This window comes from Candidatus Sulfurimonas marisnigri, from assembly GCF_015265475.1.
Lineage (GTDB): Bacteria > Campylobacterota > Campylobacteria > Campylobacterales > Sulfurimonadaceae > Sulfurimonas > Sulfurimonas marisnigri.
The window spans coordinates 2,468,423-2,488,728 of the sequence record NZ_CP054493.1 but is presented as its reverse complement, the minus strand read 5'-3'; the positions used below and the strand labels follow the sequence as shown (position 1 = coordinate 2,488,728).

Annotated in this window: 19 protein-coding genes; 7 read left to right on the top strand and 12 right to left on the bottom strand. The window is 31.3% G+C overall.

Translation table 11 applies throughout. The features are described 5' to 3' along the window. Nucleotides 1-104: 104 nt before the first annotated feature. A complete protein-coding gene (locus HUE87_RS12560; protein WP_194366715.1) occupies nucleotides 105-1,688 on the bottom strand; it encodes an HDOD domain-containing protein in 1,584 nt (527 codons plus the stop codon). A gap of 113 nt (nucleotides 1,689-1,801) precedes the next feature. Between HUE87_RS12560 and ruvC the strand changes: the two genes are divergently transcribed. The 3 genes from ruvC to ppnP all read left to right on the top strand — a co-directional run bounded on the left by ruvC (nucleotide 1,802) and on the right by ppnP (nucleotide 4,519). Then, a complete protein-coding gene (gene ruvC, locus HUE87_RS12555) occupies nucleotides 1,802-2,278 on the top strand; it encodes a crossover junction endodeoxyribonuclease RuvC (protein WP_194366714.1) in 477 nt (158 codons plus the stop codon). 67 nt (nucleotides 2,279-2,345) lie between these two features. Next, entirely contained in the window at nucleotides 2,346-4,166 is a 1,821-nt protein-coding gene (locus tag HUE87_RS12550; protein ID WP_194366713.1) for a hypothetical protein, read from the top strand. 38 nt (nucleotides 4,167-4,204) lie between these two features. Further along, nucleotides 4,205-4,519, top strand: a complete 315-nt coding sequence (ppnP, locus tag HUE87_RS12545) for a pyrimidine/purine nucleoside phosphorylase (protein WP_194366712.1) — start codon at nucleotides 4,205-4,207, stop codon at nucleotides 4,517-4,519. 63 nt (nucleotides 4,520-4,582) lie between these two features. On the opposite strand, the gene HUE87_RS12540 is transcribed toward ppnP, so the two are convergent. The 7 genes from HUE87_RS12540 to purB all read right to left on the bottom strand — a co-directional run bounded on the left by HUE87_RS12540 (nucleotide 4,583) and on the right by purB (nucleotide 12,337). Next, nucleotides 4,583-5,863 carry a citrate synthase gene (locus HUE87_RS12540; protein WP_194366711.1) on the bottom strand — a complete coding sequence of 427 codons (1,281 nt, stop codon included), beginning with the start codon at nucleotides 5,861-5,863 and terminating at the stop codon, nucleotides 4,583-4,585. Nucleotides 5,864-5,913: 50 nt separating this feature from the next. Continuing rightward, entirely contained in the window at nucleotides 5,914-6,336 is a 423-nt protein-coding gene (gene trxC, locus HUE87_RS12535; RefSeq protein WP_194366710.1) for a thioredoxin TrxC, read from the bottom strand. 50 nt (nucleotides 6,337-6,386) lie between these two features. Then, nucleotides 6,387-7,772 carry a Do family serine endopeptidase gene (locus HUE87_RS12530; protein WP_194366709.1) on the bottom strand — a complete coding sequence of 462 codons (1,386 nt, stop codon included), beginning with the start codon at nucleotides 7,770-7,772 and terminating at the stop codon, nucleotides 6,387-6,389. Between the two features lie 76 nt (nucleotides 7,773-7,848). Next, nucleotides 7,849-8,238, bottom strand: coding sequence for a flagellar assembly protein FliW (fliW, locus tag HUE87_RS12525; RefSeq protein WP_194366708.1), 390 nt, complete (start codon nucleotides 8,236-8,238; stop codon nucleotides 7,849-7,851). A 10-nt stretch (nucleotides 8,239-8,248) separates the two neighbouring features. After that, nucleotides 8,249-8,614 carry a hypothetical protein gene (locus HUE87_RS12520; RefSeq protein WP_194366707.1) on the bottom strand — a complete coding sequence of 122 codons (366 nt, stop codon included), beginning with the start codon at nucleotides 8,612-8,614 and terminating at the stop codon, nucleotides 8,249-8,251. Nucleotide 8,615: 1 nt separating this feature from the next. Further along, nucleotides 8,616-10,982 carry a ribonucleoside-diphosphate reductase subunit alpha gene (locus tag HUE87_RS12515; RefSeq protein WP_194366706.1) on the bottom strand — a complete coding sequence of 789 codons (2,367 nt, stop codon included), beginning with the start codon at nucleotides 10,980-10,982 and terminating at the stop codon, nucleotides 8,616-8,618. Between the two features lie 26 nt (nucleotides 10,983-11,008). After that, entirely contained in the window at nucleotides 11,009-12,337 is a 1,329-nt protein-coding gene (purB, locus tag HUE87_RS12510; protein ID WP_194366705.1) for an adenylosuccinate lyase, read from the bottom strand. Between the two features lie 113 nt (nucleotides 12,338-12,450). Here purB and HUE87_RS12505 point away from each other — a divergent pair, with 113 nt between their 5' ends. Beyond that, nucleotides 12,451-13,362 (top strand): RluA family pseudouridine synthase, encoded by a 912-nt coding sequence (locus HUE87_RS12505; protein ID WP_194366704.1) that lies wholly within the window; start codon nucleotides 12,451-12,453, stop codon nucleotides 13,360-13,362. A gap of 451 nt (nucleotides 13,363-13,813) precedes the next feature. Here the strand turns inward: HUE87_RS12505 and HUE87_RS12500 are convergent, their stop codons facing one another. The 4 genes from HUE87_RS12500 to hisF form a co-directional block, all read right to left on the bottom strand. Then, the gene (locus HUE87_RS12500) at nucleotides 13,814-14,053 is read right to left on the bottom strand and encodes a hypothetical protein (RefSeq protein WP_194366703.1); all 240 of its coding nucleotides are present in this window, start codon (nucleotides 14,051-14,053) and stop codon (nucleotides 13,814-13,816) included. Between the two features lie 171 nt (nucleotides 14,054-14,224). Beyond that, on the bottom strand, nucleotides 14,225-15,304 hold the full coding sequence (gene rlmN / locus HUE87_RS12495; RefSeq protein WP_194366702.1) for a dual-specificity RNA methyltransferase RlmN: 1,080 nt from the start codon (nucleotides 15,302-15,304) through the stop codon (nucleotides 14,225-14,227). Then, nucleotides 15,301-15,846 carry a 5'-methylthioadenosine/S-adenosylhomocysteine nucleosidase family protein gene (locus HUE87_RS12490; protein WP_194366701.1) on the bottom strand — a complete coding sequence of 182 codons (546 nt, stop codon included), beginning with the start codon at nucleotides 15,844-15,846 and terminating at the stop codon, nucleotides 15,301-15,303. Before HUE87_RS12490 ends, rlmN begins: the two co-directional genes overlap by 4 nt. A gap of 10 nt (nucleotides 15,847-15,856) precedes the next feature. Next, nucleotides 15,857-16,615, bottom strand: coding sequence for an imidazole glycerol phosphate synthase subunit HisF (gene hisF / locus HUE87_RS12485; protein ID WP_194366700.1), 759 nt, complete (start codon nucleotides 16,613-16,615; stop codon nucleotides 15,857-15,859). A gap of 263 nt (nucleotides 16,616-16,878) precedes the next feature. Between hisF and rsmA the strand changes: the two genes are divergently transcribed. The 3 genes from rsmA (at nucleotide 16,879) to folE (ending at nucleotide 20,302) form a co-directional block, all read left to right on the top strand. Beyond that, on the top strand, nucleotides 16,879-17,649 hold the full coding sequence (rsmA, locus tag HUE87_RS12480) for a 16S rRNA (adenine(1518)-N(6)/adenine(1519)-N(6))-dimethyltransferase RsmA (RefSeq protein WP_194366699.1): 771 nt from the start codon (nucleotides 16,879-16,881) through the stop codon (nucleotides 17,647-17,649). A 15-nt stretch (nucleotides 17,650-17,664) separates the two neighbouring features. After that, the gene (locus tag HUE87_RS12475; protein ID WP_194366698.1) at nucleotides 17,665-19,590 is read left to right on the top strand and encodes a ribonuclease J; all 1,926 of its coding nucleotides are present in this window, start codon (nucleotides 17,665-17,667) and stop codon (nucleotides 19,588-19,590) included. Nucleotides 19,591-19,717: 127 nt separating this feature from the next. Next, complete coding sequence (folE, locus tag HUE87_RS12470) at nucleotides 19,718-20,302, top strand: GTP cyclohydrolase I FolE (protein WP_194366697.1); 585 nt, start codon at nucleotides 19,718-19,720, stop codon at nucleotides 20,300-20,302. Nucleotides 20,303-20,306 lie beyond the last annotated feature (4 nt).

Here is a 20,306-nt window from a genome sequence, read left to right as displayed (position 1 = left end):
ATAAAATCCTATTTAATAATTTATATGTGAATAGTATCAATATTTTGCATAAACATAGTTAAAATTATGTGAATAACATAAATGTGATTATGTGAATAAATAATTTATTTATATTTTGAAACAGAGTTTAATGATTTATATAAAAGTTCTGAATCTAAATCATTATCTTTCATAAGAGCCAAAATATCATTAGGAATATCATCTAAAATATTCCCTCTTAGGTCTATAAGTTTATATACAATATGATTTGCGATAGCTAATTTTCTTATTTCCTTAGGAGCTTCTAGCGGATTATCACTATATGTTATTACATCTATTATATTATTAGGTAATTTCCAATAATTTAATATTTGAGCACTAATAATAGTTGTCGTAGTTTGTATTAAAGATTCTTCAGCAAATTTAATATTAAATTCATTATATAACTTTTTAAATTCATCATCTTTACCTATATCCATTAATTCTTTTGAAATAAGTAGTTGACCTATATTACCAAGTAAAGCAGTTGAAGATAGTATTGATAAATCTCCAATAGAAACTTTTGAATACCATTTTAATATTAATGATAGTCTAGTCATAGAAACTTTAGAAAAGACTGTCTCGTCAATATCATAAGAACTAAGGTTAATAGTATTTAGATTTTTATGAATATCATTCATTGCAAGAGCTTTAACAGTTCTTTTACCTAGTCTTGTAACAGCTTTATCAACAGTTGTTAATTCAATAACACCGTAGATAGGTGAATTAGCATATTTTATAATATTTGCTGCAATAATAGGATCTAATTTTACAACTTTTATTAAATCATTTATAGACATTTCATCATCATCACAAACTTTAATTATATTAAAAATTGTATTAGGAAGAGGTTCTAGAGTTTTAATGAAACTATTTATTTTTTTATTATCAATTAAAATATTTTTAGAATTAAAAAAAGTTTTAACAATTAGTCGTAGTTCTCTTTTTAATTTTTCTTTATTCAATTTACAACTAATTGAGTGAGTAATATTAAATTTTAGTAATTTTTCTATCGTATTAGAATCTACATCATTAAAAATAGGAATTATAGGAATATTTGGATATAAATTTTGAATAAATTTTATATGTTTATAATTATCAACATCTAAATTTATCATGATAAGATCACAATCTTTAATCATATTTTTAGAATACTCAGAGTTAAATGAAATAACACTTTTTAGTAAAGTTTCTAAAAAAGGGGTGATTTTTTTAGCTCTTTTATTATTATTATCAATATATACAAGTGATATAGTTTTGAGTTTATCTTCAACTGATACATAAGATTTAGAAATTTTTATCTTTTTATTTAAGTGTAATGGTATTGCTTGTAAATCAGTTTTATAATCGTTCATCTCTTCTAACCATCTCTCAAGTTGGTCTTTTATTTCAAAAATCCATTCGATGATTGAATCACTAACTACTTCATTATCTTCTCTAATACAACCTAAAACAGTTTCGGCTTTATGTGACAGTTCTTTTAAAGGTATCAATGAGAGATAATCGGAATTTGCTTTAAAACTGTGAAATATTCTAAAAAGGTTATTCACATTGTAAGGTATATTTTGAGAATCCTCTAAATTTTTTATAGCAGATTCAATTTGCGGAATTTTATCTTCTAGTTGTTCTTTGAATTCTTCATAAATATCCCACTCATATTCTTTAGACATTCTACTATTATCCTTTTAATTATTATATTTTAGTTAATTAAATATTAAAAAGTAATTTATTTGAATAATTTGTATATAATATTTTATAATTTAAATTATATATTAGGAATAGGATGCTAATTCTCGGAATAGACCCAGGGACAAGGAATATGGGTTATGCTCTTATATCTTTAGAAAAAGGAAAAATTTCACTTATTGAAGCAGGGCTTATAAAAATAAAAGCAGATGATTTGCAGTTTCAAATTCCGCAGATGGCTGAAGCTTTTGAGAGTATTTTTAATAATCATGCTATTGATGAAGTTGCTATGGAAGACATATTTTATGCTCATAATCCAAAAACAACTATAAAATTAGCCCAATTTCGTGGAGCAATAATGCTAATAATTCTTCAACAATTTGGACAATTCAGTGAATATACAGCATTACAAGTAAAAAAATCACTAACTGGAAATGGTAAAGCAGCAAAAGAACAAGTTGCATTTATGGTAAAGCATCTTTTAAATATAAAAAAAGAGATAAAACCGCTGGATATTACAGATGCTATAGCTGTTGCAATTACTCATTCGCAAAGGGTAAAACTAAAATCATAATATTTTTATTTTGATATGCTATAATTTAATTCAAATAATATTGTTTTTTGTTATTTAAGGAGAGTTTTTGAGTCTTTGCCATTTATATTTTAAAACATCGTCATCTGAGCATATTAAAAAAATTTTAGACTCTTTTGACAATAGTATTTCTTTAGATATTTATGAGTTAAATACAGTTGATAACTTCGATATATATATAATAGAACTTGATGAAGCAAATAAAAATATATCAATAAAATTAAAAAATTTACTTAAAGAAAAAGCAAATTTTCTAATATATTTTCTTATTCCAAAAAAATATAATTTAATGCTTTTTCAACTAACATACTTACTTGGTACAAAAGATATAATAACACAAAATCAAGATACTGATAAAATAATAGCAAAAATAAAGATAGATAGAGAAATTTATTTACAAGATTTTTTTAAACGCTTAGTTGGAGAAATAACTTTCCAAACACAAAATTTTATGATTTACAAAAACAGAAATCTAATATATATAAGTAATGAATTATTAAATTTATTTGAATGCAATAATTTTGAAATATTTAAAGAAAAAATTTCTAATGAACTTGATATTAAAGAACTTTTAATAGACGATATTGTTATAAAAAAATCTATGGCCTATAATAATAGAAAAAAGAATTATATTTTTGAGAGTGTAAGTACAACTACAAACGAGAAAATAATATATATAGAATTAGACACTTCAACACCAAAACAGTTAAATTTTATATCTAGTAGGGTTGGTTTTGTAGAACTGCTAAAAGAAAAACACATACAAAGTAATATTACACATAAACAACTCTCTTGTATTACAATAAGCATACAAAATATAGAAAAATTACAAAAAGAGCTAAGTATAGTGGATTTGGAAAATTTATTTAGTAAGTTACTATCATTTATGGAATCAATACTAGAAAAAAGACTTATTTTTGCTCAATTAGAAAGAAATTTTTATGTAACTCTTTTTGAAGATATAAATTTTGAAGATATAAATGTTATAGCAGATGATTTTCATACTAGAATATTAAATTATATTGCTAATCAAAAATATAAACCACTAATAGATGTATTTACATTTGATTTAAATAGCCTTGATTTTGGTGATATTCTCATTACTTTTGACAATATTAAAAGTAAAAATTTCACACACAAAGAAATGCATTGTGATTATCTCCAATATACCAGTAATACACAAATTATTATTAATGAAAAAAATCTTTTAGACGATGCTTTTGATGATGACATTCAGTTTAAATTGCTCAATATTTATAATGGGTTAGTTATAAATACTCCATCGAAAATTGTTAAAATAACTAATGATATGGTATACATAACTTTTGAGCAGCTCCAAGGTGTTGTTATGAAAATAGAACAAGAAACAGTTTTACAATCAAGTAGTTTTTTATATGATATTCGTGCAGAAATAAAACAAATAGATTTAAAAAAGAGAATTGCCATTTTAGAAAATTTTCAATTTTTAAAAACTAATGCAAATTCTAGAAAGTATGCAAGGGTAACAACATTTAGTAAAATACCAATATCTATGCTGATAGATGGAAATACTATTAATGGAAATATAAATGATTTATCAATAAAATCAATAGCTTTTAAAGTAAAATATACAGAGAAAATTGAAAGTATGAAATCAAGGGATGTTTTACTAGTTTTTAATATTCCAAAGTCTAAATCTGATAATGGCTATATGCAACTTAGATTGGGTGCAAAAGTTATTATGAGTACAGCTAAAGATATAGATGGGTATTGTAAGATTGTTTGTGATTTAGACGAAGATTCTAATGATGACTCGATGCTTATGGAATATGTTTATGAAAGACAAAAGGAATTAATTATTGAGGTTAAAAAAATGTCAAAGTTAAATTAATATTATGTTAGAATTCATATAAAATAAGGAAAATAATAATGTCAAATTTTAAAAATGTTAGTGTTAAAAAAGAAGCAAATATATATCATGATGGTAAAGTTACTAGTAGAACAGTCGAGTTTGAAGATGGTTCAGTAAAGTCTCTTGGAATTATGCTACCTGGTGAATATACTTTTGGGACAGATGAAGCAGAAATAATGGAAATGATTAGTGGTGAGTTAGAAATCAAACTTCCTAATGAAGATTGGAAAACTTTAAATACACCGGAAACTTTTGAGGTTGGTGCCAATTCATCTTTCGATTTAAAGATTAAAACAGTTACAGATTACTGTTGTTCTTATATTAAGAGCTAAAGCACAACTTAGAAAAAAACTAAATTTTTTCTGTAAAATAGTTACAAGCTCTCCTTCAAAATATTAATACTTTGGAGTTCTGTCTAATGGACCAGTGTATAGTTGGCGAGGACGAGCAATTTTCACACTTTTTTGTCTATTTAATTCACTCCATTGAGCAATCCAACCTGGTGTTCTTCCAATTACGAATATAACTGCGAACATCTCTTTAGGAATTTTAAGTGCTTGTAAAATCAACCCTGAGTAGAAATCAATATTTGGGTATAAATTTCGACTTATGAAATATTCATCACTTAGTGCAATCTCTTCTATTTTGTTTGCGACATCAACTAGTTGACCACTTATTCCTAATTCATTTATAAGTTCATTACGAATATTTTTAAGTATTGTTGCTCGCGGATCAAAATTTTTATAAACACGATGACCAAAGCCCATTAATTTAAAGTTGTCTTTTTTATCTTTTGCTCTTGCTATAAATTCATCTACTCTATCAACGCTTCCTATCATCTCTAGCTGGCGAATTACACTTTCATTTGCTCCACCATGACTTTTACCCCATAAAGCACCAATACCTGCACTTATAGCGGCATAAGGATGAGCATTAGTAGAAGCTAGGTTTCTGACAGCTGTTGTTGAAGCATTTTGTTCATGATCTGCATGAAGAGTAAAAATAGTATCAAGAGCTTTTATCTCAATAGGTCTCATTTCAACAAAGTTATGTGGATAGGCCCTTAACATGTAGAGAAAATTTTCAGTAAATCCTCTGCTCATATCAGGATAAATAATAGGCAAACCTTGTGAATATCTATATGAAAAAGCTGCCAATGTAGGTATTTTAGCAACTATACGGTTTGCCATTTCTGAGTATTCTTCTTGAGTAAATATCTCTAAATGCTTACAATAAAAAGTTGAGAGTGCTGAAACACCTGATGATAGAATAGCCATTGGATGTGCATTGTCAGGAAAGGCGTCAAATAGTTTTTTTATGGCCTCATTTACAAATGAGCGCTTTTTCATCTCTAAAGAAAAATAGGCAAGTTCACTTTTTTTTGGTAAATTACCATTTAAAAGCAAGTAAGCTGTATCAAGAAAACTTTTTTCTTTGGCTAAATATTCAATATTGTAGCCACGATACATAAGTTTCCCTTCTTCTCCATCTATAAAGGTTATATTTGATTTACAAGATGCTGTTGAAGTATAACCTTCATCGTAGGTAAAAATACCCATCTCTTTATAAAGCGTAGATATATCAACAACTGAAGGTCCAACAGTTGCATCTAGTATCGGAAATTCATAACTTTTGCCATCACGATTATTTGTTAGTGTTATTGTATCTTTTGACATAATAGATCCTTTTATATATAGTTAAATATTATAGGATAAGTTATTAAATATCATATAAGTTGTGAAACTAAATTATTTAAAGTGTTTTCATCTAACGCGCCTGAAGCTCTATGAACTTCTTTGCCATTTTTAAATATTATAATTGTAGGAATACTTCTTATGCCAAATCTAGCACCTAGATTTTGCTCATTTTCAGTGTTTACCTTTGCAAAAAGTGTTTTAAGAGGGAAGTTTGTAGCACTTTTTTCAAAATTTGGCCCCATCATCTTACAAGGTCCACACCAAGGTGCCCAAAAATCAACTATAACAGGTATATCACTATTTACTATTACTTCATCAAAGTTAGTATCTGTTAGTTCTACAGGCTTTGTATCTAAAAGTGACTTTTTACACTTTCCGCAAACTGCTTTTTTATAAGACTCCTTTTGTGGTATGTTATTAACACTTTTGCAATGAGGGCAAACTACTCGCATTTTTCTCTCCTGTTATAATAATTAAAAAGCACCAAGTGCTATGCATAAATTTACAGTACAACTGCAAATATAGAACCTCTACGATAGATAAAAAATCTTTTTTTGTCTTGAGATGATGTTGCTCTTTTAAAATCATCTAAAGTACTTATTTCACTATTTTCTATCTGCAATATAATATCACCTTTTTTTATACCCATAGTTTGAGACTTGCTATTTGCTTCAGTTTCAATTACTAACACACCATTTATGTTAGCTCCAAGTTTTTGTTTATAAGATGAGCTTAGAGGAACTACTTTAAGTCCTTGATATGTCAACTCTCCAGAAACAGATTTTTTGTCTAATGAATCAAGTGTTACATTTAGAATGTCTATTTTTTTATCTCGTAAAAACTTAACATTAACAACTCTTAATGGTGAGTAGGAGCCTATATTATTTTTAAGTTCACTTGCACTTTGAATTTTTTTCCCATTAACTGAAATTATTAAATCACCTCTTTTTAAACCAGCTTTGAAAGCAGGACTATTATCTTCTATACTTGTTATCAATGCTCCAAAATTATCATTGTAAAAACTGCTCATTTCAGCACTTATATCTGAAATCACAACACCTAAATAAGCACGACTGTATTTGCCTTTATTTATAAGTTCAGTTGCTATGGAGGTGACCATGTTTGAAGGAATTGAAAACCCTATTCCAACATTTCCGCCACTTTTTGAAAGAATTGCTGAGTTTATTCCTATTAGGTATCCTGCTGAGTTTATAAGTGCACCACCAGAGTTTCCTGGATTTATGGAAGCATCAGTTTGAATGAAATCTTCATACTCTACTATGCCAACACCACTTCTTCTTGTTGCTGAAACTATACCTTGAGTAATTGTTTCACCAATGCCAAATGGATTTCCAAGAGCAAATACAATATCACCTACTTTTACTTTATCAGAGTTATAGATAGTCACAGCATTTAAATCTTTTGCTTCTATCTTTATTATTGCTAAATCGCTTTTTGAATCTGTACCTATAATTTGTGCTTCATACTCTTTTTTATCTCCAGCAATACTTACTTTTATTGTATCTGAACCGTCAATAACATGGTTGTTAGTAATAATATAACCATCTTGAGAGATTATAACACCTGAGCCTAATGCTCTTTGAACTCTTTCTTGTGGAATTTGTCTTTGATTTTTAAAGAACTCTCTAAAGTATGGATCATTCATAAATGGGTTAGACTCTTCCCCTCTATTGTTGATAGTTTTTTTAGTAGATATATTTACAACGCTTGTTCTTACATTTTCAATTATATTATTGTAAGAGAGTATATAATTTTGGCTTGTTGGGTGTTGTCTCTGTGTGTCAGTGGGTGCGTATTTAAACTCTACACCATCTTGCGCATATAAAAGGCTTAGATTTACTAAACCTAATAAAAGTAATTTTTTCATAGTTATTCCTTATTCTAATGATAAAAGTTTATAACTAAATTGTTTATAGAGTGTTAACGAGTTTTAAAAATATTTATTATTGCTCTTTAAAAGATTTTATAGTTTCACTCATCCCGAAATCTGGATGTCTTTTTGAATCAAGAACAGCTTGAGCAACCTTGTTGTTGTCATTATTTATAATAATTGGGGCTAAAAAATTTATTGTAGAATCTTCGAGTGGTTTTTGAATAATGACTATGTTATATACACTAACATTAGATGTTTCGTTTATTCCTAAAATAACTTTTATATCTGTTGGTAGATCAAATGAGTACTCTCTTAACATGTAAGGATTTATAATTGTAAAAGATATATCTTTGTTATCCATATCTTGCATCGTTGAAAAAAGCTCATCAATTTCATGTATCTCTATATTTATAGTATCTTCAAAACCTAAAACACTTCCTCTTACATTGTACTTTTTCATCTGTTTCTCCTTAAAATAATCCTTCTTTGTATTTTATACTAGAAGATATTATGTAGCACACAGCATTTTTTATACCAGATAAATTATGATAATCACCAATGCCAAAAGCAAAACTGTTTTCTTCAAAGATTATATTTATGCCATTGCTCATATCTACATGTAGAAGTTTGGAGCTATCCAAAAGTTTTGCATCGCTAACACCACTTAACTCTAACTCTATTGTTAGCCAATCAAAACCTCTAGCACTGTCCTGCCCTGCTATAGTGAGTTTAATAACAGTTGGTGAGATGATTTCTATATTTCGAAGTTCGCCATGAACAAAATTGCCAAACCTCTTTAAAAAATTTGGCAACTCTTTTGCAAGTATCGGCTTCATTTTATTGACAACCTACACACTCCATACTTCTGTCTTCTACGTCATTATTGACTTCTGGTGATTGCGAGCGTAGATAATATGTAGATTTTAGACCTAATTTCCAAGCTAACATGTAAATCTCATTTAGGTATTTTCCACTCGCTTTATCTAATGTAATAAATATATTTAGGCTCTGACCTTGATCTAACCATTTTTGTCTAATTGCTGCCGCTTTTATAAGAAGAGTTTGGTTTAGATCATAAGCAGGAGTATAGTAAGACCAAGTCTCAGGTGAAAGATTAGGAACAACAACTGGTATTAGACCAGATAGATTCTCTTCATACCACTTTCTTTTATATACCGGCTCAATAGCCTGCGTTGTTCCTGTAAGAATAGAGATAGAACTTGTAGGCGCTATGGCCATAAGGTAACCGTTTCTCATCCCTTGATTTTTAACTTTTGACCGAAGTTCATCCCACTCATAAGAAGAGGCAAAAAGTCCACCACGGTCAACAAGATTTTTTACTTCAGCACTAGCATGGTCCATTGGCATTACACCCTTGCTCCACTGAGAACCTTTAAACTCTGGATAGATGCCCTTTTCTAATGCTAAGTCCGAAGAAGCTGAGATAGTGTTATAGCTAACAGCCTCCATAATCTCATCTATTTTATCAAAGTGTTCTTGAGTTCCCCAAGCTATTGATTTCTCGGCTAACATCTGAGCTTCACCCATAACACCAAGACCAATGGAGCGACTCTTCATATTTGTGCGTTTTACTTTTTCAATTGGATAGAAGTTAAGGTCAATTACATTGTCTAAAGCACGGACAGCTATTGGAACAACTTTATCTATCTCTTCTTTTGTATTTATACGGGAGAGATTTACAGAAGCTAGGTTACAAACTGCTGTATCTCCATTTATTTTCTCTTTTTCAACTACATAGATTGGTTGACCACCAAGAGAGTCAAGTGCAGTAACTTTCTTCGCAGGTTTTTCTAGTCCACTGTCAACTTTTACTATTTCATCTTCTTCATAAGAGATGCTATCACCATTTTCAAAGATGAATTTTATTTTATAAGTGTTTGGGTTAGTGTTTTGAAATATCTCTGTACATAGGTTCGAGCTTCTAATAACACCAGTGTGATTATTTGGGTTAGCTCTGTTAGCATTATCTTTAAAGCATAGAAAAGGGGAACCAGATTCAAAGTAAGATGTTAGAATCTTTTTCCAGAGAGCTTTAGCTTTAACTTTCTCTTTTATGATGCTCTCGTCTTCTTCAAGTTCTTTGTATCTTTTGTTAAAATCATCACCAAAAAGTGTAGCTAACTCTCCTGCGTCATAAGGATCAAAAAGTGTCCATATTGCATCTTCTTGAACCCTCTGCATAAATAGATCATTTAACCACATAGCAGGAAAAAGATCATGAGCACGACGACGCTCTTCACCAGAGTTTTTCTTTAAATCTAAAAAGTCATTGACATCTATATGCCAAGGTTCTAAGTAAACAGCGATGGCACCTTTTCTGGTCCCTAGTTGATCAACTGCTATAGCAATATCATTTGTGATTTTCAAAAATGGTACTGTTCCGCCTGCCGCATTTTTATGCCCATCTATATATGAACCCATAGAGCGAACTCCAGTCCAATCCCAGCCAATCCCTCCGCCAAATTTAGATAGCATTGCCATCTCTTGGTAGGAGTCAAAGATACCCTCTATATTGTCAGGAGTAGAGCCAATATAACAAGAACTAAGCTGGTGTCTAGTTGTTCTTGCATTTGAGAGAGTAGGGGTTGCAAGCATTACTTGAAACTGACTTACCATATCATAGAATTTAATAGCCCATTCATGCTTATTTTCTTCTCTTTGAGCTAAGAACATGGCAATAGCCATAAACATATGCTGAGGAAGCTCTATAGGGTCAGAGTTTCTATCTTTGATTAGATATCTGTCATAGAGTGTTTTAACGCCTAGATAGTTAAATAGCATATCACGTTCAGGCTTTATATGTTTTTCTAATCTATCAAGGTCGTACATATCACTAATGCCTAAAAGAAGTCTTCCTTCTTTCTCGCCTCTTTTAAAATATTTTTCCAGTGAGCAGTAACCGGTAAAACCATTTACTTGATGATATAGGTTAAATAGAAAAAGGCGCGAAGCAACAAATGTCCAGTTAGGAGCGTCAATGTCAATTTTATCAACAGCCGTTTTGATTAATGTTTGCTGTATCTCTTTAGATGTTATGCCATCACGAAAATGAATCTGTGCATCAACTTCCAATTCACTTTGTGACACATTACTTAATCCAGAAACTGCAGCTGATGTATACTTTTGTATTTTAGTAATATCAAGTGCTTCTGTTCTGCCGTTTCTCTTTATAATTGTTATCATGGGTTATCCTATATATTTTAAACTTTTTATTTAAAAACTCTTGCAAAAATATTATCTACATTTTTAGTGTAATAGTCATAGTTAAAACACTCTCTTATCTGTTCTTTTGAAAGAGAGTTTCTTAGCTCTTCATCTGCCAATAAATGGTTTAGATACAAAGACTCTCCAGCTTCATTTGTAGTAGGTTTGCCTTGTTGAATCTCTTCCCAAACTTTCATAGCGTTTCTCTGAACTATTCTATATGCATCTTCACGGCTAACACCTTTAATAGGAAGTTCCAGTAAAACGCGTTGAGAAAAAACCAATCCACCAGTAAGGTTTAGGTTTTTGATCATGTTCTCAGGGTATACAGTTAGGTTGGCAATAACGTTATTCATGCGATGAAGCATAAAGTCAGTTGTTATAAAACTATCTGGTAACCAAAACCTTTCTGTTGAAGAATGGCTGATGTCTCTTTCATGCCAAAGAGCAACATTTTCCATAGCGGGCATTGCATAAGCTCTAATCATTCTAGCTAATCCCGTTATATTCTCTGTTAATATAGGGTTTCTTTTATGAGGCATAGCAGATGAGCCTTTCTGACCTTTTGCAAAATACTCTTCACACTCATAAACCTCAGTTCTTTGCCAGTGACGAACTTGTACCGCAAATTTTTCAATAGAGCTTGCCATTAATGCCAAAGCAGTAGCAAGTCTAGCATATCTATCACGTTGTATAACTTGGTTAGATGCCGGTGCAGGTTTGAGACCCAACTCTTCACATGCGTACTCTTCGAGCTCTAATGGTGCGTGAGCAAAATTACCCATTGCTCCACTAACTTGACCAACACCTATGACAACAAGAGTTTGTTCCAAATTTTCCAAGTGTCTTGCCATCTCATCGTACCATACAGCTAACACAAGACCGAATGTTATTGGCTCGCCGTGTATACCATGACTTCGACCAACCATAAGAGTCATTTTATGTTCCATAGCTCTTTTTTTGATTGACTCCATAATCATCTTAACATCTTCAATAACTAACTCCAAAGAAGATTTCATTTGGAGAGCAACAGCAGTGTCAACTGTGTCTGAGCTTGTCATACCATAGTGAAACCATCTGCTCTCGTCACCAAGTGTTTCAGACACACTTGTAGTAAATGCTATAAGGTCGTGACGAGTAACTGCTTCTATCTCATCAATTCGCTCTATATTAAAACCAGCATTTGCTACAATCTTATCTGCATCGTCTTGTGGTATCTTTCCTAGTTTTGCCCAAGCTTTTACAACCGCTTTTTCTACGTCTAACCAAGCTTGATATTTTGCCTGCATAGTCCATTTTGAACTCATCTCTTCTCTAGAATATCTTTCGATCATATATTAAACCCTTATGATAATTATCTTATGTTTTTATGTTAAAATTCAGTGATTTATTCTACATAAATCTATGTAAAATACTGATTAAAGATTCATTAAATAGGAATTAAAGTTTGCCATTTATTTTAAAAAAAATGTTTATTAAAGAAAAGCAGAGAGCTTTCTTATTTATTGTTAAAGAGTTAGGTTACACGCAAAAAGAAGCACAGCGTTTTATATCAAAAGGAAGAGTGCTTGTTAATGGTGAAATAATGGATAAATCATCTACAGAGATAGAGGGTGAAATTGAGTTTATATGTTTTGAGCCAATCAGTAAAGGGTTGCAAGTACATGTAGAATATGATGAGTTTGTTGTTTTTGACAAACCTAGTGGGCTTCTTATTCATCCTCAAAATAGAAATACACCATACTCACTTATTGATGAACTTAAATACCAATTTGGAAGAGATGCTAATATTGCTCATAGAATAGATCAAGAGACAAGCGGATTAGTATTATGCTCTAAAAATAAAAATAGTGAACGAGATATAAAGATGATGTTTCAAGAACGAGATATGAAAAAAAAGTACTTAGCTATGGTTCATGGAGAAGTAAAAAATGATATCTGTATAGAAGCCCCACTTTTAAGAAAGCAGGATGAGAGTGCAATAGTAAGAATGGTAGTTAAAGTGCATGAAGATGGAAAGAAGTCAAAAACAGATGTAAAGCCTTTAAAATACTTTCCAGACAAAGATATGACTCTAGTTGAGTGTTCACCCTTTACTGGAAGACAGCACCAAATTAGAGTTCATTTGTTTCATGTGAAACATTCTATTGTGGGTGATCCAATTTATGGACAGAGCGAAGAGAATATAGTAAAGTTTTTAGATAAGGAATTAACTCCATTACAGAGAATAAGCAACAGTGGCGCATCAAGACTACTTCTCCATGCTAATGAGTTGGAGTTTGACCTTTACAATAAAAAATTTCATATTAATAGCGAAGTTGACTTTTTTAAAATTTGTTTTGACAGTATGAGTATTTAATAAAGACAGTTTATTCACAATTGATTATTTATATGTTAAAGATAAATTATTATATTTTGGAAGCTCCAATGTGAATAACTAAAGATAGGTATTAGTAAAAAATAATTATAAAAATAAGTGTAAGTAATAAAAGCTCAACAAGCCCTATTATAGGAACAAAGGCAATTGGAAAATATACTTTTTTAAGAAAACATTTATATAAATTAGTTCTTAAAAAAATAAAGAATTATCAAATTTAGATAGAGTAAAGGTTTAAACTATTCACACATTAGAGCACTGTGTGAATAGTACACATATTAAAAGAATTTAGTAATATTTTCAAATAATAAAATATTTTTAAGAGAGAAATAGAAATAGGGAAAGATTATTTATTTATAAGAATAGTAAGGTATTATTACATTTATAAACGACCTCCCTGGTGTGTTGGTCGTTTTACTTGTAGAACTATTTACTAAACACCGTTATATCTTTTTATGATTTTCTTAACACGATTTTTAAGTTTACGTAGAGCATCAATACTTGTTTCACCATCTGCAGTCAAATTTTCAAAATCACCATCAAATTGTACTTTTGCTACCCAGCCAATTTTATTTTGTAATTTTACTCCAACGAAACGAACATCTCCAAAGTGATCTTCACAAAGGTCATAAATTCTTTTAATGCGATCTGTATTTGTTTTATTCTCAGCCATTATTATATTCCTTTTAAGACAGATTTATTTACTTTTGTAATTTTATCATAAGAAGATTATAATTAGTTTACTAATTTTCTTTTTTATCACTCGTAGCAGCTTTAAGAAAAGCAATCACACCGACAATGAAGACTACGACTAAAAAAACTATCTGAAATATATCTACATAACTCATTTTTCTTTACCTAACTCTTTTTCTTTTAGTTGCCCACATGCAGCACTAATATCTATCCCTTTCGAGTCACGAATAGTACATAGTAAGCCATGGTTAACTAAATACTCTTGAAAAGCTACCATATTGGCTCTTGTAGGTCTTTGATAGTCAGTTCCTGGATAAGGGTTGAAAAATATAAGATTGACTTTAGCTTTGATTCCAGTTAAAAGTTTAACGAGTTTCTTTGCGGAAGCAATATCGTCATTTTTATTTTTAATTACCAAATATTCAAACATAACTCTTTTTCTGGTGTCTATTGGAAAGCGCTTAACTGCTTCTATAATAGAGTTGATATTGTGAGCTTTATTCATAGGTATTAGCTCAGTTCTAAGCTTATCATCTACAGCATGAAGAGATATAGCAATGTGAACTCCAAGGTCCATTGCCCCTAGTTGGTCTATCTTGTTGCTTAAGCCACTTGTAGATACTGTTTGACGTTTTGCTGAGATACAAAGCCCATTATCCTCTTTGAATATTTCTATCGCTTTAGCTAAGTTACTTAGGTTATCAAGTGGCTCACCCATTCCCATGTAGACTATATTTATTTTTCGATTATGTTTATGGTCGTTATCTCGTTTAAGGGTTACTACCTGAGCAACTATTTCGCCGGCAGTTAAATCTCTTGTAAATCCACCTTTGGCTGTAAGACAAAATGTGCATCCTACTTTGCATCCTACTTGTGTAGAAACGCAGATTGTGTACTTTGCTTCTTGTATAACTTCACCACTCTCATCAAATTGAGTATCTTTCATCTTTAGCCAAACAGCCTCCATTGTTTTGCCATCTTGCATCTGTAGAAGATACTTAATAGTCCCATCAATTGATTCCTCTTTATTAATGATAGTTAGAGGATTAACGACAAACTTATCTGATAGTTCATCTTTAAGAGCTTTTGGAATATTTTTCATATCATCAAAATCTTCTGCGTATTGGTGATAAAGCCAACCAAAAATCTGTTTTACACGAAATGGTGGTTTTATTAGGAGCATTAACTCTTTTTGTGTGAAGTCTAGCAGTGAAGGTTTTATTTCGCTCATTTAGCTGTTAGTTCCTTAATTCTCTTTCTTACATGTAAAGTTAGTAACTCTTTTGCCTCTTCGTGATTTTTTATAAAATCTTCATGAGCATTTTTGTTAGTATAGTTTGTTATACAAAAAACACCGCCAGCAGGAATATCAAACTCTTGTGCTACTCTTAAAACAGCGAAAAATTCCATGTTTTCACACCCTATACCAAAGTTTTGAAATTTTTTTGTTAGTTCTTCGTTTGTTGATATATAGTTTGATGAGTTGACTATAACATCTTTTTTTGTTTTATCTATGTTAGTAGAAACAACATTATCTAAAGGAGAGTAAGCATCATTATTTAAAAAGCCAAGTTCAATGTTTGAAGCTGTTTTTGATTCGATTATGTCAAATATTTTATGTTCTCCATAACTACCTGCACTTCCTACAAAAAGCAAAAACTCAGGTTTATCAAATAGACAAAGTCTTGTCAGGTTCATTGCTGTTTCTATTAGCCCTACTCCCGTTGGTTGTGCAAAATCAAAAGTTTCATTGTTTCCTGCGCAGATTATCATATGTAGCTCCCTATAGCCTTACTGGTATATTGTTGTCATGTAGATAATGTTTTAAATCCATAATATCTATTTCTTTATAGTGAAAAATACTAGCAGCAAGTGCAGCATCAGCACCTGCTTCAAATGCTTCTTTTATATGTTTCATAGTTCCAGCTCCACCACTTGCAATAACAGGGACATTGACAGCCTTAGATATTTGCTCTGTAATGTTTAGCTCAAATCCTGCCTTGGTCCCATCCGCGTCCATGGAAGTTAGGAGTATCTCCCCACTACCACGATTAACTACTTCTTTAGCCCATTCTACAGCATCAATACCTGTATCAACACGACCACCATTTAAAAACACATGATATCTGTCTCCACACTTTTTAACATCAATTGCTGTTACTATACATTGAGAACCAAATCTTTTAGCACCTTCGTCTATAAGCTCAGGTCTTTTAATAGCTGCAGAGTTAACACTAACTTTGTCACAGCCAACGTTTAAAAGTTTGTAAATATCATCTAGTTTTCTTATTCCGCCACCAACAGTTAGCGGTATGAAAATCTCGCGTGCTACTTGGGCAACTATATCTACTATAGTATCGCGATTATCACTTGATGCTGTTATATCTAAAAAGGTAATTTCGTCAGCACCCTCTTCGTTGTATCTTTTTGCAACTTCAACAGGATCACCTGCATCCTTCAGTCCAACAAAGTTAACACCCTTAACGACACGCCCATCTTTAACATCAAGACAAGGGATAATTCTTTTAGCAAAATAGTTCATAGTTTAATAATCCAATTTATATATTTGAAATTATACTATTTACGACTTATAAACAGATATACTATGTTGCTTAGTGTGTAAATAGTATATTAGTTTTTAGCAATTATTTAGATTTAAATGTTTCACATGAAACATTTAAATCTATACGCTTAAAACAACATATATGAAATAGATGTGAATAAAATGGATACATATTATAAAAAGTAATTTTAAATAGTTGATATTAACTAACTATAAGCAAAATTACTATACACTGCTGGTTAATGGAAAAAATTGTAGCAAAAAAGAAGTTTGGACAAAATTTCTTAAAAGATGAAACTGTTTTACAAAAAATCGTCGAAGCGATGCCCAATAATGATAATAAAATCATTGAAATTGGACCTGGCTTAGGTGATTTAACTAAATATTTAGTAGATGTCAAAAGTGTAGAAGCTTTTGAGGTCGATACCGATTTGTGTAAACTGTTACAAAGTAAATTTGATAAAGAGATCGCTACCAAGCAGCTCCATATAAATTGTGGGGATGTACTTGATGCTTGGCAGGGTAGTTTAATAGAAGAGTCGTATGATTTGGTGGCAAATTTGCCATATTACATAGCGACAAATATAATTCTTAAAGCGCTCGCAGATCCAAAATGTAAAAATATACTTGTAATGGTACAACTTGAAGTTGCAGAAAAATTTTGTGCAAAGGAGGGTGAAAAGGTATTTGGTTCTTTGAGTATAATAACTCAAAGTGTAGGGAATGCACATATAGTTGTGAAAGTTCCGCCAACTGCTTTTGAACCTCCGCCAAAAATAGATTCTGCAGTTTTTTTGATTGAAAAAAAAACCGATAGATGTGATGAGAATTTTGAGGGCATGCTTAGAGTTGCATTTAAGCAGCCTAGAAAAACTCTTATGAAGAATTTATCGGTTATTTACGAAAAAACTATACTTCAGGAAGCTTTTTCAGAGCTAAAACTTACACCATCGATTCGTCCTCATCAGGTTTCTACCGTTGACTATCACCAACTCTATAATAAAATAATATAATTAAAAGGAGTTTGGATGGCAGAAGAGAATCAGGGAAATAACGTAAGCAATACAGTTAGCGTAGAGAGCCCTCAAGAAAAGAGCAAACCAGATACAAATAACAATAGAAGACCAAATAACAATAGCGGCGGTAAGCCAAACAATAACAACAAAAATAAAGGTGCTGCAAGAGGACGTCGTCGTCAAAGCACACCAGTAGATGAAAATCTAAAGTCTTTCGTTGTTATTAATCAAGAAGCTCATAAGCAGAGACTTAACCCTCACTATAAATTAGATTTAAATTCTAGAAGTAAGGTTCGCATTACTCCACTTGGTGGACTAGGTGAAATTGGTGGAAATATTACAGTTTTTGAAACTGAAACTGAAGCAATTTTAGTTGATGTTGGTATGAGTTTTCCTGATCCAGATATGCATGGTGTTGATATTTTAGTTCCAGATTTCACTTACATTAGAGAGATAAAAGATAAGATTAAAGCCGTAATTATAACTCATGCCCATGAAGATCATATTGGCGCTATGCCATATCTTTATAAAGAGATGCAATTTCCTATATATGGTTCACCGCTTCCATTGGCAATGATAGGCAATAAATTTGATGAGCACCATATTAAAGAGTTTAGAAAATATTTTAATCCTATTGAGAAAAGAAAAATTTATGAGATAGGTGAAGATTTTAAAATTGAGTGGATGCATATGACTCACTCTATTTTAGATTCATCTTCATTAGCAATCACTACACCTGCTGGAACAGTTATCCACACTGGTGACTTTAAAATTGATCATACTCCAGTAGATGGTTATACAGCAGATTTACATAGACTTGCTTATTATGGAGATAAAGGTGTTTTAGCTCTGTTAAGTGACTCTACAAACTCATACAACACGAACCCTACTCCATCAGAACTTAGTGTTGCTCCTGCACTGGACAGAGTATTTTCAAAGGCTGAAGGTAGAGTAATTTTATCTACATTCAGTTCAAATATTCACCGTGTTTATCAAGCTATTCAGTATGGTGTAAAATATGGCCGTAAAGTTTGTGTAATTGGTCGTTCAATGGAGAGAAATATAGAAATTGCTATGCAGTATGATTATATTAAGTTACCAAAAAGTATCTTTGTAGAACCAGATCAGATTGCTTCAATGAGCGATAAAGATATTCTTATTGTAACAACAGGCTCACAAGGTGAGCCAAGTTCAGCTCTATTTAGAATGTCAATCGGTGAACATAGACATGTAAAGATTAAGCCAACGGATTTAATAGTTCTGTCATCTCGTGCTATACCTGGTAATGAGGGTTCAATATCTGGAATGTTGAATCATCTACAACGCGCTGGGGCTAAAGTGGCATCTGAAAAAGACATTCATGTATCAGGTCACGCTTCTATAGAAGAGCAAAAGCTAATGCTTCGTCTTGTAAATCCTAAGTTCTTTTTACCAATACATGGTGAGTATAACCATGTTATGAGACATAAAGAGACAGGTATGATGTGTGGTGTTCCTGAACGTAATATTTATATTATGAATGATGGTGATACGGTAGAGATTGCACCAAAATATATGAGAAAAGTGAAGTCTGTTAGAACAGGAAAAACATATATTGATAATCAAAATAATCATAAGATTGAAGATGATATAGTAATAGACAGACAAAAACTAGCTTCCGATGGTATTGTTATGATTGTTGCTCAGGTTGATGGACAGCACTCTAAACTTCTATCTAAACCACTGGTTACTACATTTGGTTTAGTTGCTGATAAACAAGATAAGTATTTTGCTAAAGAGATTGAAGATACCTTGGAGCAGTTTTTATTAAATATAAAAGATGGATTAATTGAAAACCCTAGAGCGATGGAGAATGATCTTCGTCAAGTTATTAGAAAACACATCTATAGAAAAATGAAAAAGTATCCACTTATTGTTCCACATGTATTCGTACAATAAGCCATAAATATTTAATTTATTAACATGTAGAAATTTCTACATGTTAATCGCTATTAATATCTTCCATATATAAACTTTCAGCTATTTATTGATACCCTATCATAATAAAAACTTTAAAGGTATAAAGTTGTCAAACAAACAAGATTTAGAATTTGAAAATGCTGTCAAAACGATGATGTTCCACGTTGGAGAGAATCCAAGCAGGGAAGGGCTTTTAAAAACACCTCAGAGGGTTAGAAAAGCTCATGAGTTTATTTTTGGCGGCTACAAAGAAGATCCAAAAGAGATACTTGAATCTGCTATGTTTACAAGCTCTAACGATGAGATGGTTTTACTAAAAGATATAGAGTTTTACTCTACATGTGAGCATCACCTTCTGCCTATTATAGGTAGAGTGCATGTAGCTTACATTCCTGATGGAAAAGTTGTAGGTTTATCTAAGATTCCACGTGTTGTAAATGTGTTTGCACGCCGCATGCAGATTCAAGAACAACTGACTGAGCAGATAGCAGATTCAATAATGGAGTCAATTCAACCAAAAGGTGTTGCTGTTGTAATTCAAGCACGTCACATGTGCATGGAGATGAGAGGAGTTGAAAAGATTAACTCAACTACAACTTCATCGGCTCTTCGCGGTTTATTTAAAAAAGATGAAAAGACCAGAAGTGAATTCTTCTCTTTAATCAATTCTCCGACCGGAACTAGATACTAATATA

Bases quoted from the DNA above. Each gene is read 5' to 3' on its own strand.
- HUE87_RS12560 (WP_194366715.1), bottom strand. From the start codon at position 1,688: ATGTCTAAAGAATATGAGTGGGATATTTATGAAGAATTCAAAGAACAA.
- ruvC (WP_194366714.1), top strand. From the start codon at position 1,802: ATGCTAATTCTCGGAATAGACCCAGGGACAAGGAATATGGGTTATGCT.
- ppnP (WP_194366712.1), top strand. From the start codon at position 4,205: ATGTCAAATTTTAAAAATGTTAGTGTTAAAAAAGAAGCAAATATATAT.
- HUE87_RS12540 (WP_194366711.1), bottom strand. From the start codon at position 5,863: ATGTCAAAAGATACAATAACACTAACAAATAATCGTGATGGCAAAAGT.
- trxC (WP_194366710.1), bottom strand. From the start codon at position 6,336: ATGCGAGTAGTTTGCCCTCATTGCAAAAGTGTTAATAACATACCACAA.
- HUE87_RS12530 (WP_194366709.1), bottom strand. From the start codon at position 7,772: ATGAAAAAATTACTTTTATTAGGTTTAGTAAATCTAAGCCTTTTATAT.
- fliW (WP_194366708.1), bottom strand. From the start codon at position 8,238: ATGAAAAAGTACAATGTAAGAGGAAGTGTTTTAGGTTTTGAAGATACT.
- HUE87_RS12520 (WP_194366707.1), bottom strand. From the start codon at position 8,614: ATGAAGCCGATACTTGCAAAAGAGTTGCCAAATTTTTTAAAGAGGTTT.
- HUE87_RS12515 (WP_194366706.1), bottom strand. From the start codon at position 10,982: ATGATAACAATTATAAAGAGAAACGGCAGAACAGAAGCACTTGATATT.
- purB (WP_194366705.1), bottom strand. From the start codon at position 12,337: ATGATCGAAAGATATTCTAGAGAAGAGATGAGTTCAAAATGGACTATG.
- HUE87_RS12500 (WP_194366703.1), bottom strand. From the start codon at position 14,053: ATGGCTGAGAATAAAACAAATACAGATCGCATTAAAAGAATTTATGAC.
- rlmN (WP_194366702.1), bottom strand. From the start codon at position 15,304: ATGAGCGAAATAAAACCTTCACTGCTAGACTTCACACAAAAAGAGTTA.
- HUE87_RS12490 (WP_194366701.1), bottom strand. From the start codon at position 15,846: ATGATAATCTGCGCAGGAAACAATGAAACTTTTGATTTTGCACAACCA.
- hisF (WP_194366700.1), bottom strand. From the start codon at position 16,615: ATGAACTATTTTGCTAAAAGAATTATCCCTTGTCTTGATGTTAAAGAT.
- rsmA (WP_194366699.1), top strand. From the start codon at position 16,879: ATGGAAAAAATTGTAGCAAAAAAGAAGTTTGGACAAAATTTCTTAAAA.
- HUE87_RS12475 (WP_194366698.1), top strand. From the start codon at position 17,665: ATGGCAGAAGAGAATCAGGGAAATAACGTAAGCAATACAGTTAGCGTA.